Source organism: Ectopseudomonas toyotomiensis (genome assembly GCF_017167985.1).
Taxonomy (GTDB): Bacteria; Pseudomonadota; Gammaproteobacteria; order Pseudomonadales; family Pseudomonadaceae; genus Aquipseudomonas; species Aquipseudomonas toyotomiensis.
Map to the genome: position 1 here is coordinate 366,933 of NZ_CP070505.1, position 17,213 is coordinate 384,145.

A 17,213-nucleotide genomic window follows, 5' to 3' on the forward strand; every position below is an offset into this window, starting at 1 on the left:
AACCGGCGTCTGGCGATCAGAAAATCCGATGCCCGACACCATCAGCTTTTCCTATCTCCGGCGGATGTTTTTATTAGTTGGACGCCTCTGGGCGGCGCCGGAAAAATGAGGCCAACTCCCAGAACAGCTCAAAGCTGTCCGGCCATATCCATGCACCTCATGATTAGGATGCTCACTTGAACAGCCTGCTTTTGAATTGCGACATCGGCGAAAGCTTCGGCGCCTGGACCATGGGCCTGGACGCCGAGGTCATGCCCTACATCGACTGCGCCAACATCGCCTGCGGCTTCCACGCCTCGGACCCCAGCGTGATGCGCAAGACCGTGGCCCTGGCCGTGGCCCACGAGGTGCGCATCGGTGCGCACACTGCCTATCAGGATCTGGTCGGCTTCGGCCGTCGCTCGGTGGACTGCACGCCGCAGGAAGTCGAGGACCTTATGCTCTACCAGATCGGTGCGCTGGAAGGCATTTGCCGCAGCCAGGGGACCCGTGTCAGCTATGTCAAACCACATGGCGCGCTGTATCAGGACATGATGCGCAAGCCCGCCACCCTGCGCGCGGTGATGAGCGCCGTGGCCAAGTACGACCGCCAGTTGCCGCTGATGCTGATGTGCACCCGTGACAACAGCGCAGCCCAGGCACTGGGCGACGAATTCGGCCTGACCCTGTGGTTCGAAGCCTTCGCCGACCGCGCCTACGACGCCGCCGGTTTTCTGGTCAGTCGCAGCCTGCCGGGGGCCGTGCATCACGACAGCGAGGTAATCGTCAGCCAGGCAGTCACCCTGGCGCGTGGCGAGGCCCTGCAGGCCAGCGACGGCAGCGCACTGCACCTGGCCGCGCAGACACTGTGCGTGCATGGCGACAACGCCAGCTCGGTGGCTGCCGTGCAACGCATCCGCCAGGCCTTCGACAGCCTGGTTCAGACATGAAGGCGCCCAACGCCCGGCTGGAAGTCGCCGGCATCGATAGTGTGATCCTGCGCCTGTTCGACTTTATCGATGAAGCCAACATGCCGTGGATGCTGGCCGCACGCACGCGCCTGCGGGAAGTGTTCGGCGGCGCGCTGATCGATCTCGTGCCCTCCTACACCACGCTGTTGCTGCACTACGACCTGTGCCAGCTCGACAGCGAGCAGGCACGAGCGAAGGTCGCCGAAGCACTCGCTGGCTTGCAGCCTGCCGATCTGCAAGGCGGTCGCGAACACCAGTTGCCCACCTGGTACGACCGCAGCGTCGGCCCGGAGCTGCAACTGCTGGCCCGGCGCAGCGGACTCAGCGAAGCCGAGGTGATCGCCCGACACAGCAGCCATGCCTATCAGGTATTCGCCCTGGGCTTCGCCCCCGGCTTCGCCTTCATGGGCCTGGTCGAGGAAATCCTCGCCGCGCCGCGCCTGAGCACGCCGCGCAAGCGCATCGCCGCCGGCAGCGTCGGCATCGCCGAACGACAGACGGCCGCCTACCCGGTGGTTTCGCCCGGCGGTTGGAACCTGATCGGGCGCACGCCGAGCCGCCTGTTCGGCAGCGATATCGAAGGCTACAGCCTGCTGCAACCCGGTGATAGGGTGCGTTTCGTGCCCATCGAGCGCGCCGAATTCATCCGCCTGGGTGGCGACGACAGCCCGCTGGAGGCCAGCCAATGAGCGCGATCAATGGCGGCCTGCGCGTATTGCGCAGCAGCCCGTTCATTCAACTGCAGGATGCTGGCCGTTTCGGCGTACGCCACCTTGGCGTGACCCAGTGCGGCGCCCTGGACTGGATCGCCCATCGCTGGGCCAACTGGCTGCTGGGCAACCCGCTGACTGCCGCTGTGGTGGAGATCACCCTGGGCAACGCCGAGTTCGAATGCAGCCGTGACGCCACACTGGCGCTGACCGGTGCCGATCTCGGCGCGCGTCTGGACGAGCAGCCGCTGGCGCCGTGGCGTAGCTTCGAGGTGCGTCAGGGCCAGCGTCTGAACTTCGCCCAGCCGCGTCAGGGCGCCCGCGCCTATCTCGCAGCGCCAGGTGGATTCCAGGCTCCGCTGGTGCTGGGCAGTTGCGCCAGCATGCTCCGTGAGGGCCTTGGTGGCCTGCAGGGCGATGGCCGCGCCATCGCTGTCGGCGATGCTCTGAGCTGGAGCGGCAACGCCAATGAAACGCGGCAGATGCCCAGCGAGTTCATTCCCGAGTATCAGGATGCGCCGCGCCTGCAGTTGGTGTTGGGTGCGCAGATCGGTGACTTCCGCGGCCAGAGCCTGTTCGACGCCTTCAACAGCCAATGGCTGATCGATCAGCGCGCCGACCGCATGGGCATTCGTCTCAACGGCCCGCAGCTGCAATGCCAACGCAGTTCGATGATCTCCGAAGGTATCCCGCTGGGCGCCGTGCAGGTGCCGCCGGATGGCCAACCGATCATCCTGCTCAACGACCGCCAAACCATCGGTGGCTACCCGCGCCTCGGCGCGCTGACGCCACAGGCCGTGGCTCGGCTGGCGCAATGCCTGCCGGGGCAGACCATACAGCTTGCTCCCACCACGCAGGACAGCGCCCTGCTCACCCAACGCCGGCTCCTGGCGCAGTGGCAATAGCGTCGCACCTGGCTAGATGACCCGCCCTCGTCGACGGCGGGTCATTTCAGCGCTGGCGACATCCCTCGCATTTCTGTTGCCAGACTGTTCATGACCCGCGCCGCACATAGCGGCCGAAGCCGCAAATGCATTAAAGTCGGCGGTCTGCACGCGCGGCAGTAAAAGCCCCGCCCATCCGCCAGAAGAGCCCTACGATGGAACACCGTGAAGCGCTGGTCGCATTACGCCAATTTCTCTCCACCCAGATTCTCGGCCAGGAAAAGCTCATCGAGCGCCTGCTGATCGCCCTGCTCGCCGACGGCCATCTACTGGTCGAAGGCGCCCCCGGTCTGGCCAAGACCAAGGCGATCAAGGAACTGGCCGAAGGCATAGAAGGCGAGTTCCATCGCATACAATTCACCCCTGACCTGCTCCCGGCGGATATCACCGGCACCGAGATCTACCGCCCGGAAACCGGCAGCTTCGTGTTCCAGCAGGGACCGATCTTCCATAACCTGGTGCTGGCCGACGAGATCAACCGTGCGCCGGCCAAGGTGCAGTCGGCGCTGCTCGAGGCCATGGCCGAACGCCAGGTGTCGGTCGGCCGCAGCACCTACGACCTGTCGCCACTGTTCCTGGTCATGGCCACGCAGAACCCCATCGAGCAGGAAGGCACCTACCCGCTGCCGGAAGCGCAGCTCGACCGCTTCCTGATGCACGTGAAGATCGGTTTTCCCGATGCGGCGGTGGAGCGCAAGATTCTTGCCCAGGCCCGTGGCGATGCGCTCAACGGTGAGGCCAAGCCAGAGCACCGGGTCAGCCAGCAGGCGGTATTCGCCGCGCGCAAGGAAATCCTCGGCCTGTACATGGCCGATGCCGTGGAGGAGTACCTGGTGCAACTGGTCATGGCCAGCCGTACCCCGGCCAAGTTCGACGCCGAGCTGGCCGACTGGATCGCCTATGGCGCCAGCCCGCGCGGCTCCATCGCCCTGGACCGTTGCGCCCGCGCCCACGCCTGGCTGGCCGGGCGCGACTTCGTCAGCCCCGAGGATATCCAGGCGGTGCTGTTCGACGTGTTGCGCCATCGCATCATCCTCTCCTTCGAGGCGGAAGCCTCGGGCGTCGATCAGGACCGCGTGATCCAGCGCATCCTCGACGTGGTAGCGGTGGCTTGATGCAGCGCAATAGGCTTGTCTCCCCTCTCCCGCTTGCGGGAGAGGGGTCGGGGGAGAGGGCAGCGAAACGCCCCACCCTCTCCCCAGCCCTCTCCCATAAATGGGCGAGGGAGCACGGCAAGATGGCGTGAGACCAATATGTCCAGCCCAGCCCCGACACCCGGCATCCATATCGCCCTCGGCGAGCTGATCGACATGCGCCATAAAGTGCATGAGGTGCCATTGTTCTCAACCCCGGCCCGACGCAGCCCGCTGATCGGCCTGCATCACTCCAAGCTGCGCGGCCGTGGCGTGGACTTCGACCAGGTGCGCGTCTATCAGCCGGGCGACGACGTGCGCACCATCGACTGGCGCGTCACCGCACGTACCCAGGAGCCGCATACCAAGCTGTTCCATGAGGAGCGTGAGCGCCCCATCTTCATCATCGCCGAACAGAGCCAGCGCCTGTTCTTCGGCTCAGGCCAGTGCTTCAAGTCGGTGCTGGCCGCGCGTGCTGCAGCGCTGATCGGCTGGGCTGCACTGGGGCATAACGACCGCATAGGCGGCCTGGTGTTCGCCGATAACGAACATCACGAAGTCAAACCACGGCGCAGCAAGCAGAGCCTGCTGCAACTGCTCAACCTGCTGGCCCGTGCCAACCAGGCACTCGGCCCGGAGAGCCAGGCCAACACCGGCCGCGACAACTTCGGCCTGGCCCTGCGTCGCGCTCGCGAAGTACTGCGCCCAGGCAGCCTGGTGATCGTACTGTGCGATGAGCGCGCCCTCAGCGATAACGCCGAGCAGCAGTTGACCCTGCTCGCGCGCCATACCGATCTGTTGCTGCTGCCGCTGTCCGATCCGCTCGACCACGCCCTGCCGGCCGCCGGCCTGCTGCGCTTCACCCAGAACGGCGCTCAGCTGGAGCTCGACAGCCATAACGGTGATCTGCGCCAGGCCTATCGCGCCCAGGCTCAGGCCCGTGAGGCACGCTGGCAGCGTCTGGCGCAGAAGCTCGGCGTGCCGCTACTGCCGCTGAGCACCCAGTTCGAACTGGTCGAGCAATTGCAGGAGCAACTCAGCGCCCTGCATTCGAGAAAGTCGCTATGAACCCCATCGACCAGTTGCAGCCACTGATGGACCCGCCCCCCGTTCTCTGGTGGCCGCCGGCTCCGGGTTGGTGGGTGCTGGCCGTGCTGCTGCCATTGCTCGGCTGGGGACTGTGGCGTTTGCTACGCAACTGGCGCCGACGTGCGCCCAAGGTGGCGGCTGAGCAAACACTCGATCCACTGCGTCAGGCCGCGCTCGATGAACTGGCACGCTTGAGCAAACCCTATGACGGTGCTCCGGCTGGCCCCTGGCTGCAGCAGCTCAACGCCCTGCTCAAGCGCCTGTGCCGCGAACGCTATCCAGAGAGCGCCAGCCACACCCTGAGCAGCCGCGCCTGGCTGGCATTTCTCGACAACCGCTGCCCGGCAGCCGGCCTGACCCGCTGGATGATCCTGGTCGACGGCAGCTACAGGCCGCAGTGCACCCTGAGCGACAAGGCCATCGTGGAGCTCGATCAGGCCATCGCCATCTGGATTCGAAAGCATGTTTGAGTTCGCCTGGCCCTGGGTCTTTCTGCTCGCGCCGCTGCCCTGGCTGCTACGCCTGCTGCTGCCGCCCGCCGACAGCGGCGATGCGGCGCTGCGCGTCGGTTTTCTCGACGAGCTGCAGGCCCTGAGCGGGCGCCGCGCCCGCGCCGCCTTGCCCAGCTGGCGCCAACAAGCACCGCTGGCGCTGCTCTGGTGTCTGCTGCTGTGCGCCGCCGCAAGGCCGCAGTGGGTCGGCGAACCGCTGCCGCTGCCAGCCAGCGGCCGCGACCTGCTGCTGGCGGTGGATGTCTCCGGCTCCATGGATTACGCCGACATGCAGTGGGACGACGAGCCAATCAGCCGTCTGGAACTGGTCAAACGCCTGCTCGGCGATTTCATCGAAGGTCGCCGTGGCGATCGGGTGGGCCTGATCCTGTTCGGCAGCCAGGCCTATCTGCAGGCACCGCTGACCTTCGACCGTCACACGGTGCGCACCTGGCTCGACGAAGCCGTGATCGGCATCGCCGGCAAGAACACCGCCATCGGCGACGCCATCGGCCTGGCCGTCAAACGCCTGCGTCAACGACCAGCGCAAAGCCGGGTGCTGGTGCTGATTACCGACGGCGCCAACAACGGCGGCGAGATCGACCCCATGGTCGCCGCGCAACTGGCCGCCGATGAAGGCGTACGCATCTATGCCATCGGCATCGGCGCCGATCCGCAGCAAAGCGGTGCATTCGGCAGCTTCGGCTTCAGCGCCCTGGATCTGGACGAAACCAGCCTGCGCGCGATCACCGACGTGACTGGCGGTGAGTATTTCCGTGCACGCAATCAGGCCGAGCTGGAACAGATCGAACTGACCCTGGACCGCCTCGAGCCGGTCGCCCAGCAACCTACCCTCGCCCGCCCGGCCCTGGCCCTCTATGCCTGGCCGCTGGCGCTGGCGCTACTGGGCTCGCTGCTGCTGGTCGGTCAGGTACTCTGGCCCGACCTGCTGCAGCGGCTGCGGAGGCGTACATGAGCCTGCTCTGGCCGGAATGGCTGCGCTCACTGTGGCTGCTGGCAGTACCTGTGTTGGCCTGGCTGCTCTGGCGCCTGTGGCATCGCGAGCGCCAGAGCGGGCGCTGGCAACTCCTGTTGCCGGCGGCCTTCCATCAGGCGCTGCTCAAGGGTGGCAGCGGCCGCTCCAGCAAGCTGCCCTGGCTGGCACTCGGCCTGGCCTGGCTGCTGGCCGTACTGGCGCTGCTCGGCCCCAGCTGGCAGCGCGTCGAACAGAGCAACCAGAAGCCTGCCGATCCGTTGGTGGTTCTGCTCGAACTGACGCCGCAGATGCTTGCCACCGACGGCCGCCCCAACCGCCTGGAACAGACTCGACGCAAGCTACTCGATCTGCTCGAAGCGCGGCGCGATGCGCAGACGGCGATCATCGTCTATGCCGGTAGCGCACACAGCCTGGTGCCGCTGTCCGATGACCTGGCCACCAGCCGCAACCTGCTCGAAGCGCTGAAACCCTCGCTGATGCCGGAGCCGGGGCGTCGCGCCGATCTGGCCGTGGCCCGTGCACTGCAGCTGCTCGACCAGGCGCAACTGGGCCAGGGTCGCCTGTTGCTGATCACCAGCGCCCTCGATGAAGCGGAACGCAGCGGCATCCAGCAAACGCTGCAAAAGCGCTCGGTACCATTGCTGATTCTCGGCGTGGGCAGTCGCGAAGGCGCGCCGGTGGTGCAGGAAGACGGCAGCTTCCTCAAGGATTCGCGCGGCGCCATCCTGATTCCGCGCCTCGATGCGCGCGGCCTGCGTGAAACCGCTGAAGCCCATGCCGGCCGCTACGCGGCGAGCCGCCTGGACGACGAAGACCTGCGTCGCCTGGGCCTGCTCGACGGCCCGCAGGCCATGCGCGCAGCGGGTGAGCCGACACAGCTCGACAGCCATATCGACCAGGGCTACTGGCTACTGCTACCGCTGCTGTTGCTCGCCGCCTGCGCCGGTCGTCGCGGCTGGCTGTTCTGCCTGCCACTGCTGCTGATGCTGCCGCCACAGAGCAGTCATGCCTTCGAACTCGACGACCTCTGGCTGCGCCCCGATCAGCAGGGCCAGCGCCTGCTGCAGGCGCAACGCCCGGCCGAGGCCGCGCAACGTTTCGTCGATCCGCAGTGGCAAGGCAAGGCACTCTACGAGGCCGAGGATTATGCCGCCGCCGCAGAACGTTTCGCCAAGGGCGACAGCGCCATCAATCATTACAATCGCGGCAATGCCCTGGCCAAGGCCGGCGAACTGGAAGCAGCGCTGGATGCCTATGAGCAGGCCCTGGAGCGCCAGCCGGAGCTGGCCGCGGCCCAGCACAACAAAGCGTTGGTGGAACAAGCACTGCGTCAGCGCGAAAATCAGCAGCAATCCGGCGAGAGTGATTCGGCCGAGCAGCAGGAACAGGCCAACGAGCAGTCACAGCCGAATGAATCGCCGGCCGGCCAGCCCGCCGAGAGTACTGCCGCACAGCCTACCCAGCCGGGTAGTAGCGGTGAGAACAGTGAAAGCAGCGAGGGACAGGGCAGCGCCAATGGCGCCGGGGAAGACCCCCAGCCCAGCACCAGCAGTGAATCCCCGAGCGACGCCGAGCCGGTTGCGCCACCCCGTACGGAAGCCGATCTGGGTACGGCGGCGGAACGCCGACAAGCGCTGGAACAATGGCTGCGGCAGATCCCGGATGACCCGGCCGAACTGCTGCGGCGCAAATTCTGGTATGAACAGCAACAGCGTCAGGACTCGAATCAATGAAGCGTCTGGTCTTCCTGCTTCTTCTACTGCTCGCGGGGCAGGCCCATGCCGAAGGCTTTTTCGCCAGCGTCGACCGCACTCGCCTGAGCGAGGGCGAAACCGTGGTGCTGACGCTGGAGTCGACCGACCCGACCCGCTTCGGCCGACCCGACCTGAGCCCACTGGATAAAGACTTCGAGGTGCTTGGCAGCCGCCAGGTCAATCGCCTGAGCAGCATCGGCGATACACCACGCGCCAGCACTCGCTGGATCCTGACCCTGCAGCCACGCCGCAACGGCGAGGTGACGATCCCGGCGATCCGCCTGGAAGACGCCGAAACCCTGCCGATCACGCTGAACGTCGAGGCAGCCGTCAGCGCCGGCAACGGCGAACAGCTGGCACCAGTATTCATCGATGCCAGCCTCGATCAGGAGAACGTCTACGTTCAGGCCCAGGCCGTGCTGACCCTGCGCATCTACCACTCGGTGTCCATGTACGACGACAGCAGCCTGACGCCCCTGCGCATCGCGGATGCGCGTGTCGAGCAACTGGGCGAACCACGCACCTACGAGAAGAGCATCGGCGGCGTGCTACACGGCGTGATCGAGCTGCAATACGCCATCTACCCGCAGCGCAGCGGACAACTGGTGATCCCGGGCCAGACCTTCAGCGCCACCCTGGTCGACCGCTCGCGCAACAATGATTTCCTGCCCTTCGGGCCACGCACCGGCAAGGTCTCGCGGGTCAAATCACCGGACATTCCGCTGCAGGTCAAACCCAAGCCGGCCGACTATCCGGCTGACGTGCCCTGGCTACCGGCGCGCGCCCTGGGCCTGGCGGAAACCTGGAACCCACAACCAGAACAGAGCCAGGTTGGCGATTCCCTGACCCGCCGCCTGATTCTCAAGGTCGACGGCCTTTCCAGCGCCCAGCTGCCACCATTGCCGGCAACCCAGGTCGACGGCCTGCGTCGCTACCCGGATCAGCCGCAGATGAGCGACCAGAAGAGCGAAACGGGCATCATCGGCACCCGCGAAGAACGCGAGGCGCTGGTACCCAATCGCAGCGGCAGTTTCGATCTGCCGCCCCTGGAAGTGTTGTGGTGGAACACCCAGACCGACACGCTGGAACGCACCACCCTCTCCGCCCGTACGCTGCAGGTCGCGGAAAACCCGCAACTGCAGAACGATGAACAACCCAATACGCCGATGGTGACGACCCAGGTGATCGAGGGGCCGGAACTGTGGCCCTGGCAGTTGGCCTGCGCAGTGCTGAGCCTGACCACGCTGCTCGGCTTCGGCTTGTGGTGGCATGCCCGCCGGCAGCCGGCGATCCAGCGCGCGGCGCAGAGTGGCCCGAGCCCGCGCACGCTGCTCGACGACATCAAGCGTGCCTGCCAGGCCGGCGATGCCCAGGCCACTCGTCATGCCCTCGACGCCTGGGCTCGCCAACAACCGGAAACCCTCGCCGATATGGCCGCACGCTACGTGCCGTTGTCGGACGCCCTGGACGGTCTCAACGGCGCGCTGTACAGCGAAGTTGGCCAGCAATGGCAAGGCGAGGAGCTGTGGAAGGCGATTCGCAACCTGCCCGATGTGCAGGAACCGACTGCTACGCCGCAAGACAGCAGCGCGCTACCCCCCCTGTATCCGCGCTAATCCCGGGATACGCCGCGCACCGCCCAATCGATCATGGCACTGTCCCCGCCAGAGGGGTCGCTCTGCCGTGGCCAGTAGCCGGGCATTCTCGGTGCTTGGTAGTCGCGAATGCGCTCGCGAAGCCTGGACCAGGCATCGTGGATATGCTTGTCGAGCAAGCCCCAGATTTCATCCGGGCTACACGGGGCTGAACATTGGCGGACGGTGCTAGCGCTATGAATGTCTTGAGCGGCGACGCGATCCATTTGTAGGAGCGGCGCCCCGCCGCGAATCTGCACAACACAGCAGCTTGCCTTACCTCAGCTACCGATCAGGGGGCGCCATACAGGCCGGCAACAAACGCCTTTGCCCCGAGGCAAGGCTCATACGGCATGTAGCCATCCAGTTGTCGGCTTCCCGCCTCATATGCCGGCCAACCATAAAAAAACCGCGACCCAAGGGCCGCGGTTTTCGTTCTACGCGACAGGCATCAAGCCTTGGCGCGCATTTTCTCGGTGTTGATCAGGAAACGCGCCAGAGCCGGCAGCAGCCAGATCGCACCGATCATGTTCCACAGGAACATGAAGGTCAGCATCAAGCCCATATCGGCCTGGAACTTGATCGCCGAGAAGATCCAGGTCGCCACACCGATTGCCAGGCAGACACCGGTGAACAGCACAGCCTTACCGGTGGACTTCAGCGTTTCGTAGTAGGCTTCCTGCAGCGGCATGCCCTGACGCAGATAGGTCTCTAGACGGCTGTAGATGTAGATGCCGTAGTCGACACCGATCCCCACACCCAGCGCGATCACCGGCAGAGTGGCGACCTTCACGCCGATGCCCATGAAAGCCATCAGTGCGTTGCCCAGCACCGAAGTCAGCACCAGCGGCAGAATCACGCACAGGGTCGCCGCCAGCGAACGGAAGGTCAGCAGACACATGATGCTCACCGCCGCGTAGACAGCGATCAGCATGGTGGTCTCGGACGCCGCGATCACTTCGTTGGTCGCAGCTTCGATACCGGCGTTACCGGCAGCCAGTACCACCTGCAGTTCGTCAGTGGTGTGCTGCGCGGCGAACTCTTCGGCCGCAGCCACGGCGCGCGACAGCGTCTCGGCCTTGTGGTCTTCGAGGAACACCAGTACCGGCGCCACCGAGCAGTCGGCGTTGTACAGACCTTCAGCGCGGGCGATGGAGTTGTTCAATACGTCCTGGTTGCGCGACAGGGTTTCCCATTTCAGGTTGCCCTCGTTCATGCCCTTGATCACCTGTTTGGACACGGTGACCATGGAGATGGCCGACTGCACGCCCTCGGTGTTCTCCATCTTCCACATCAGCTCGTCCATCGCGGCCAGGCTGTCATAGGTAGAGCAGCCTTCGGGGCCGGTCTTGATCATGACTACCAGGACGTCGGAGCTGGTCGAGTAGTTGCGGATGACGAAGTCGTTATCGAGGTTGTAGCGCGAATCCGGATGCAGCTCCGGCGCCCCTTGATCGAGGTCACCAATCTTCAGGTTCTGGCCGTACCAGACACCACCGGCCAATGCCACCACGGCAACGACAACGGAGATAGGTGCCACCATCGGGTGGGCGAAGTTGGAAATGGCGCGCCAGACCGGATGATCCTTGGCGGCCTCCTCCCGACTCTTCTTCACCGCACGCTTGCCGATACCGATATAGGAAATCACCACCGGCAGCAGGATCAGGTTAGTGAGGATGATCACCGCCACACCCATCGATGCGCCGATGGCCAACTCGCGGATCACGCCGATATCGATCAACAGCAGGGTGACGAAGCCAACGGCGTCAGACAGCAGCGCCACCAGGCCGGGGATGAACAATTGACGGAAGGCCATGCGCGCAGCAGACAGGGCATCGGTCGCCTCACCCGACGCCATGGCGATCCCGTTGATCTTCTGTACCCCGTGAGAGATACCGATGGCGAATACCAGGAACGGCACCAGCATCGAGTACGGATCGAGACCAAAGCCCAAGGTATGCAGCAGACCGAGTTGCCAGATCACCGCGATCAGGGTGGTGATCACCACCGCCAAAGTACTCTTGACGCAGTGGGTGAACCACAGCAGCAGCACGAAGGTGATGCCAATGGCCACGGCAAAGAACAGCGCCACACCGATCAGGCCATCGATGAGATCACCGACCTTCTTGGCGAAGCCGATGATATGCACCTTGACGTTGGGATTCTGCGCCTCGTACTTCTCACGAATCTTTTCTTCCAGCTCGTGAGAGAACTTCTGGTAGTCCAGCTTGATCAGCTTGCTCTGATCATTCGGGTCCGGGTAGGACTCGAGCAGCGGAATATCGACGATGCTGGACTTGAAGTTGTTCGCCACCAGGCGACCGATCTGACCCGACTTGAGGATGTTGCTGCGTAGATCCTCGAGGCTGTCTGCAGAACCATCGTAGGTCTGCGGGATCACTTCACCGCCGGCGAAACCCTCTTCGGTCACTTCGGTCCAGCGCACGCTCGGACTCCACAGCGATTTCAGACCGGAACGGTCGACGCCGGGAATGTAGAACGCCTCGTCATGGATCTGCCGCAGCGTTTCCATGTATTCCTTGCTGAAGATATCGCCGTCGGTGGCCTCCACCGAGATGCGCACCGTATTGCCCAGGTTGGCCAGGTCGTTACGGTGTTCGAGCATCTTCTGGATATAAGGGTGCCCCAGCGGAATCATCTTCTCGAAGCTGGTCTGCGGACGTACCTGGGCAGCCTGATAGAACAGGAAGATGCTGATCAGCAGGCAGATCAGGATCACCGCCGGGCGATTGTTGAAAATCAGCCGCTCGAGGAAGGAAGCAGGCTGTTGTTGATGCTTGGTCATGCAAAGGCTCCCGGCTTGTTATTGTTGGCCCAGATCGACGCCAGTCGAGGCGGCGAGGTGAACGCCGCCCTGCCCCACCAGGATCAGGTTGCCGTTATCCAGTGCAGCTACCCCGGCCAGCGAAAGGCGGTCGGGACGGTTGATCAGGCTGAAGGTCTGGCCGTGATCCTTGCTGCGCAGCACGGTGCCACCGTGCCCGACTACAGCGACGCTGCCATCATCGAGCAGTGCGCCATCGGCCAGACCGAACTCCAGCGGACCATTGTTCGGGGTGTTGAGCGTGATCTGCTGCCAACTGTCACCGAAATCGTTAGAGCGAAACAGGTGGCCGCGCAGGCCGTAAGCCAACAGAGTGGCTGGCTGGTCGGTACCGATCACGCCGAACAGCGAACCCTCGTAGGGCAGGTCCTCGATGCGCTCCCAGGTCTCCCCCCAGTCAGCGGAACGGAACATCTGGCCCAGCTCACCAACGATGAACAGGCCCGAGTCCTTCACTGCGGTGATGGCATTGAGGTGATAGGCATCTTCGTTGTCGAGGCGGTCGCTGACGTCTTCCCAGTTCTGGCCACCATCGGTGGTTTCCAGCAGCGCGCCATAGGCGCCTACGGCGTAACCGGTCTGAAGATCCTTGAACCAGATATCCAGCAGCGGCGCTTCGCGCTCAAGGTCCTCGTACTGCTTGGTCCAGGTCAAACCGCCATCGGTGGTCGTGAGAACCTGCGCATCGTGGCCGACCACCCAGCCATGCTGGGCATCGACGAAGAACAGCGAAGTCAGCATCTGGCGGGTCGGAACCTTGGCCTGCTGCCAGCTTTGCCCCTGGTCGTTGGAATAGAGAATATGGCCACGGTCACCAACGGCAACCAGGCGCTCGCCGGTGTTGACCACATCGAGCAACAGGCTGTGCACGGCCTTGGGCGACTCGATGGCGTAGCCGGCATCAGCCGCAGCCGAGGTCTCGGCCTGCAAGGGTGCGGCAGCGAAAGCCAGAATGGAAAGCACACTGCACAGCGAGAGCGCTTTAGCCAGCGGCGAATGAACACGGAGCGCCGACTTGCGCGCCAGGATGGGCGCCAGACCGGACTGGGTGCGCCGCATGACGGGCTCACTCATATACCTTCCCCCTTTCTTGTTATAGGCGGTACTGCTGATTAGCAGGCCGCTCATCCTAGCGAGCTTCGGAAAGCCCTGACAATTGGCGCGACGTTATGTTTTGTTAAGGCAAAACCCGCGTGATAGAAGCCTATTCGCCAAGCTGATACGAAAAGGCCGCTACTACTGTAGCGGCCTTCGCGTGAGACTACACGACTATTATCGCGTACCGCGGCGACGCAGGGCGGCCGGTTTGAAATAACCGTCGTCGGGAGTGGCCTGGGTGAAGTCGATGGTATTGCTCTCTTCGTTGTCCAGGTTCTGCACGTGGTAACGACGCGCCTGCAGATCATGGAACACATCGAGCGCGGACCAGGTGGTCGGCAGGTCGTAGTAGTTCTTCAGGTAGGCGATGGAAACGCGCCACAGCTCACCACGGCCGTCGTACTGATCCACCACCGCAGCCTGCCAGCTGTCCTCGTCGAGGAACAGGGTACGCTTGGAGTAGATATGGCGGGCGCCGGACTTCAGCGTGCCCTCGACGACCCACACACGGTGCAGTTCATTACGGGTCAGCGCCGGGTTGAGGTGACCGACCTGCAGCAGATCCTTGTACTTAACGTCAGGGCTGGTGACCTTGTAGTTGTTGTACGGGATGTAGATTTCCTTCTTGCCCACCAGTTTCCAGTCATAGCGATCCGGGGCACCGTTGAACATGTCGGTGTCGTCGGCGGTACGCAGACCGTCAGCCGCGGCGATCGGGGTGTCGTAGGCCAGGTTCGGTGCACGACGCACGCGGCGCTGACCAGCGTTGTAGCCCCAGGCCTGACGGGGTTCCTTGACCTGATCCAGGGTCTCGTGAACCAGTACCGCACCACCGGCCAGACGCGCCGGGCTGGTAGTGAAGGACAGGTAGTAGAACATGATGTTGTTCAGGTCGGCGAAGGAGCCGTTCTGCAGGTAGTACTTGAACAGCGCTTCCTGCTGGGAAGTAACCAGCGAGTAGGCGCCATTGCGCTGTACTGCCACTTCCGAGGCACGACGCACGATGTAGGTACCGCGGTAGCGGGCGATGTGGTTCCACAGCGCCTCGACACCATTTTGCGGAATCGGGAACGGGATACCGCCGTAGGCATCGGAGAAGCCGTTGCCGCCATCGACCAGCTTGGCGCTGGTGGCGTTCTTGACGGTGTTGTCATAGACCCACTGCGGCGCGGAGCCGGAGCGGCGGGTCTGGTAGACCGGCATCTGATAGGTTTCCGGGTAAGCCTTGAACATGGCGATCTGACCCGGCGTCAGATTGGCCTCGTACTGGCTCAGGTTGGCCGCAGTAATGGTGAACAGCGGCTTGTCTTCCGGGAACGGATTGACGTGGTGCTGGCCCGAACGGGTATAGCCAGCCGGCGCCTGAGTGATGCCACCGGTCCAGGCCGGAATGGTGCCGGCAGCGTTGCCAGCCTTCTCGGCGCCGAAGGGAGTCAGGGTATCGCCGAGCTTGGCGGCTTCCTGCGGGGAAACGGCAGCCAGCGCGGAACCGGCAGAAAACGCCAGCGCAACGGCTACAGCCATCAGCCTGTGCTTGTTCAGCATGGGTAATTCTCCGTGAAGAGTATTGCCGGGCGCCCGAGAGCGCCCGACGTATTTCTGGTTATAGGTATTAGAAGGAGTACTTGACGTTCAGACCGATGTTGTCGCGGTCACGCGCACCGTTGTTCTGGCCTGCGCCATAGAACTCGGTGTACTGGATCTCTGCTTCCAGGCTGTTCAGGTAGCTGGCGCGCATACCGAGGGTGTACGCCTTGCGACCTTCGATGAAGTTGCCAGTCTGGTGCGAGTTACCTTCGAAGTCATGCTTGAACACGGCGAACGGCGACAGGTTCACGCCAGCGTAAACGTCGTTCCAGGTGCCGGAGAGCACCAGGGTGTAGCCGTAGGCGTTCTTGTTAACCTGGTCGTCGCGGTCATAGCCGGAGATATAGGAGCCGTTGCCACGGCCGGCGTAATAGCGATTACCGGTAGGCGAGCTGTACTGCAGACTGTCGCCACGCAGATGCTCGGAAGCCAACTCCGCTACACCGAACAGCGAGTCGAAACCAAGGCTCGGGCCGAAGTTGTAGATTGTCCCCAAGGAAGTATTGAACGCTTCAACGCGGGTGTAGTTGTGAATCTGGTCGCCTAGCTGCACTTGCTGACCGCCGATATTCACAACACCACCGCCAGCCAGCTGGGGTGCCTGGGTCAGCAGATCGCCGAGCAGGTCGTTGGTAGCGGCGATGCCAACCGGCAGGTTGGGGCGGTAAGACAGCTCACCGAACACCGAAGCGTTACCTACAGTGGTGTTGAAGCTGAAGCCGTACATGCGGATATCTTCGACATATTCGCGACGAGCATTGACATTGTTGGCAACGTCAATCGTGGCGAGACCACCTGCTGCCTGAGCAAAACCAGCAATTACCGCAGGGTTAGCACAAGCAGCGCCAAGGCCAGAAGCGACACATGCACCTTGCGCAATAGCGGTCAAATCCAGCCCCTCGTAGGCCCCTAAATCCGCATAAATGGTCGGTTCTTTGGCGTGGTAATTGACAAAGTAGAAACCAAACTCGGTGGAGTTCAGTTCTTCAGCGATATAACGGAATGCGACACCGAACTGACCATCGTTCTTGGCATTGATATCCGGACCAACACTGGCCACCTTGATGTTACCGTTGGCATCAACAGTACGCCCCCCCGTCAAACCACCTATCCCCGCGTTACCGAGGCCAGAGTACAAGCCTGCGAGCGGAATAAGCGCCTCCTGAGTCGAATAGGCGGTATTACCACCGTCAGCAAACAAATCGGTCTCGGAGAAGTAGGTACCAACCGGATCAATGGCGGTCTCTTTCCAGTTGAACTGATAGAAGGTTTCCATCGACAGACTGTCGGTCAAACCGATATTGAAGCTCAGCGCCTCCACCGGTACCAAGACCTCCTTCACTTCCGAACCGGGGAGGCGGAACTTGGCAGCGTCGACCGGGTTGGTGGTGTTTACACCATTGCGGTAGAACAGGCCTTCACCCCAGTTGAATACCTGCTTACCCAAACGTCCCGAAACCGGCATGTTGCCCACATCCCAGTTGCCATAGACGTAGGCGTCGAGTATCTGTGCGTCACGGCCGGCCTTGTGGCGGGTTTCACGGGTGAAGCTGTTATCACGCGGCGCACTCTGGCTCGGCTGTGCCGGAGAGTTGTTGTCGTAGTAATCGTTGCGCTTGTCCATGATCTGAGTGTCATAGAACGCGGTACCGCGAATGAACACCCCGTAGTTCTGGTAGGACGCTTCAAGATCGGTAGTGATCTTGAACACTTCGGAAACCAGCCCAGTATCGAAGCTGCGGTTGCCGTCGTTGGTGTTGATGTCGTCGTTGGTCTTGTCCTGGCCCTGTACGCGCCACAGTTGACCGTAGGAGACGGTGGTATCGATGGAACCGGTGATTTCGTTATCGGCGAAGCTGAACTCCACCGCTTGAGCCTGGGCGGCGACCAGCAACGGCAGAACGCCTGCGAACGCAAAGCCGGCCTTGGCCGGGGCAAAACGTAGAACGGGCTTGCGGGACTTAATTTCCATCGAGACTCA

At 63.2% G+C, this 17,213-nt stretch carries 13 protein-coding genes; 9 read left to right on the forward strand and 4 right to left on the reverse strand.

Annotated features, from left to right (window positions below; all coding sequences use genetic code 11):
- Positions 1-176 precede the first annotated feature (176 nt).
- From JWV26_RS01520 to JWV26_RS01560, 9 genes are all read left to right on the forward strand, one after another.
- Positions 177-929 carry a 5-oxoprolinase subunit PxpA gene (locus JWV26_RS01520; RefSeq protein WP_206418221.1) on the forward strand — a complete coding sequence of 251 codons (753 nt, stop codon included), beginning with the start codon at positions 177-179 and terminating at the stop codon, positions 927-929.
- A complete protein-coding gene (locus JWV26_RS01525; protein ID WP_206418222.1) occupies positions 926-1,639 on the forward strand; it encodes a 5-oxoprolinase subunit B family protein in 714 nt (237 codons plus the stop codon). The genes JWV26_RS01520 and JWV26_RS01525 overlap by 4 nt, the downstream gene beginning before the upstream one ends.
- Positions 1,636-2,565 (forward strand): 5-oxoprolinase subunit C family protein, encoded by a 930-nt coding sequence (locus JWV26_RS01530; protein WP_206418223.1) that lies wholly within the window; start codon positions 1,636-1,638, stop codon positions 2,563-2,565. The genes JWV26_RS01525 and JWV26_RS01530 overlap by 4 nt, the downstream gene beginning before the upstream one ends.
- Positions 2,566-2,759: 194 nt before the next feature.
- Positions 2,760-3,719, forward strand: a complete 960-nt coding sequence (locus tag JWV26_RS01535; RefSeq protein ID WP_003460622.1) for an AAA family ATPase — start codon at positions 2,760-2,762, stop codon at positions 3,717-3,719.
- Positions 3,720-3,857: 138 nt separating this feature from the next.
- Complete coding sequence (locus tag JWV26_RS01540; protein ID WP_072425362.1) at positions 3,858-4,805, forward strand: DUF58 domain-containing protein; 948 nt, start codon at positions 3,858-3,860, stop codon at positions 4,803-4,805.
- A complete protein-coding gene (locus JWV26_RS01545; protein WP_206418224.1) occupies positions 4,802-5,296 on the forward strand; it encodes a DUF4381 domain-containing protein in 495 nt (164 codons plus the stop codon). Before JWV26_RS01540 ends, JWV26_RS01545 begins: the two co-directional genes overlap by 4 nt.
- Positions 5,289-6,293, forward strand: coding sequence for a vWA domain-containing protein (locus tag JWV26_RS01550; protein WP_093050675.1), 1,005 nt, complete (start codon positions 5,289-5,291; stop codon positions 6,291-6,293). Before JWV26_RS01545 ends, JWV26_RS01550 begins: the two co-directional genes overlap by 8 nt.
- The gene (locus tag JWV26_RS01555) at positions 6,290-8,047 is read left to right on the forward strand and encodes a VWA domain-containing protein (RefSeq protein ID WP_206418225.1); all 1,758 of its coding nucleotides are present in this window, start codon (positions 6,290-6,292) and stop codon (positions 8,045-8,047) included. The genes JWV26_RS01550 and JWV26_RS01555 overlap by 4 nt, the downstream gene beginning before the upstream one ends.
- A complete protein-coding gene (locus JWV26_RS01560) occupies positions 8,044-9,684 on the forward strand; it encodes a BatD family protein (protein ID WP_206418226.1) in 1,641 nt (546 codons plus the stop codon). The genes JWV26_RS01555 and JWV26_RS01560 overlap by 4 nt, the downstream gene beginning before the upstream one ends.
- A gap of 469 nt (positions 9,685-10,153) precedes the next feature.
- Here JWV26_RS01560 and JWV26_RS01565 read toward each other — a convergent pair whose 3' ends face one another.
- From JWV26_RS01565 to JWV26_RS01580, 4 genes are all read right to left on the reverse strand, one after another.
- Positions 10,154-12,508 carry an efflux RND transporter permease subunit gene (locus JWV26_RS01565; protein ID WP_206418227.1) on the reverse strand — a complete coding sequence of 785 codons (2,355 nt, stop codon included), beginning with the start codon at positions 12,506-12,508 and terminating at the stop codon, positions 10,154-10,156.
- An 18-nt stretch (positions 12,509-12,526) separates the two neighbouring features.
- Positions 12,527-13,621, reverse strand: coding sequence for a WD40/YVTN/BNR-like repeat-containing protein (locus JWV26_RS01570; RefSeq protein WP_420890288.1), 1,095 nt, complete (start codon positions 13,619-13,621; stop codon positions 12,527-12,529).
- A gap of 198 nt (positions 13,622-13,819) precedes the next feature.
- On the reverse strand, positions 13,820-15,190 hold the full coding sequence (locus JWV26_RS01575; protein WP_017679059.1) for a DUF1329 domain-containing protein: 1,371 nt from the start codon (positions 15,188-15,190) through the stop codon (positions 13,820-13,822).
- Positions 15,191-15,257: 67 nt separating this feature from the next.
- The gene (locus JWV26_RS01580) at positions 15,258-17,204 is read right to left on the reverse strand and encodes a DUF1302 domain-containing protein (RefSeq protein WP_093050662.1); all 1,947 of its coding nucleotides are present in this window, start codon (positions 17,202-17,204) and stop codon (positions 15,258-15,260) included.
- Between the last annotated feature and the right edge of the window lie 9 nt (positions 17,205-17,213).

Coding starts and splice junctions, on each gene's coding strand:
- JWV26_RS01555 (WP_206418225.1), top strand. CDS start 6,290: ATGAGCCTGCTCTGGCCGGAATGGCTGCGCTCACTGTGGCTGCTGGCA.
- JWV26_RS01530 (WP_206418223.1), top strand. CDS start 1,636: ATGAGCGCGATCAATGGCGGCCTGCGCGTATTGCGCAGCAGCCCGTTC.
- JWV26_RS01540 (WP_072425362.1), top strand. CDS start 3,858: ATGTCCAGCCCAGCCCCGACACCCGGCATCCATATCGCCCTCGGCGAG.
- JWV26_RS01535 (WP_003460622.1), top strand. CDS start 2,760: ATGGAACACCGTGAAGCGCTGGTCGCATTACGCCAATTTCTCTCCACC.
- JWV26_RS01550 (WP_093050675.1), top strand. CDS start 5,289: ATGTTTGAGTTCGCCTGGCCCTGGGTCTTTCTGCTCGCGCCGCTGCCC.
- JWV26_RS01525 (WP_206418222.1), top strand. CDS start 926: ATGAAGGCGCCCAACGCCCGGCTGGAAGTCGCCGGCATCGATAGTGTG.
- JWV26_RS01570 (WP_420890288.1), bottom strand. CDS start 13,621: ATGAGTGAGCCCGTCATGCGGCGCACCCAGTCCGGTCTGGCGCCCATC.
- JWV26_RS01560 (WP_206418226.1), top strand. CDS start 8,044: ATGAAGCGTCTGGTCTTCCTGCTTCTTCTACTGCTCGCGGGGCAGGCC.
- JWV26_RS01545 (WP_206418224.1), top strand. CDS start 4,802: ATGAACCCCATCGACCAGTTGCAGCCACTGATGGACCCGCCCCCCGTT.
- JWV26_RS01580 (WP_093050662.1), bottom strand. CDS start 17,204: ATGGAAATTAAGTCCCGCAAGCCCGTTCTACGTTTTGCCCCGGCCAAG.
- JWV26_RS01575 (WP_017679059.1), bottom strand. CDS start 15,190: ATGCTGAACAAGCACAGGCTGATGGCTGTAGCCGTTGCGCTGGCGTTT.
- JWV26_RS01565 (WP_206418227.1), bottom strand. CDS start 12,508: ATGACCAAGCATCAACAACAGCCTGCTTCCTTCCTCGAGCGGCTGATT.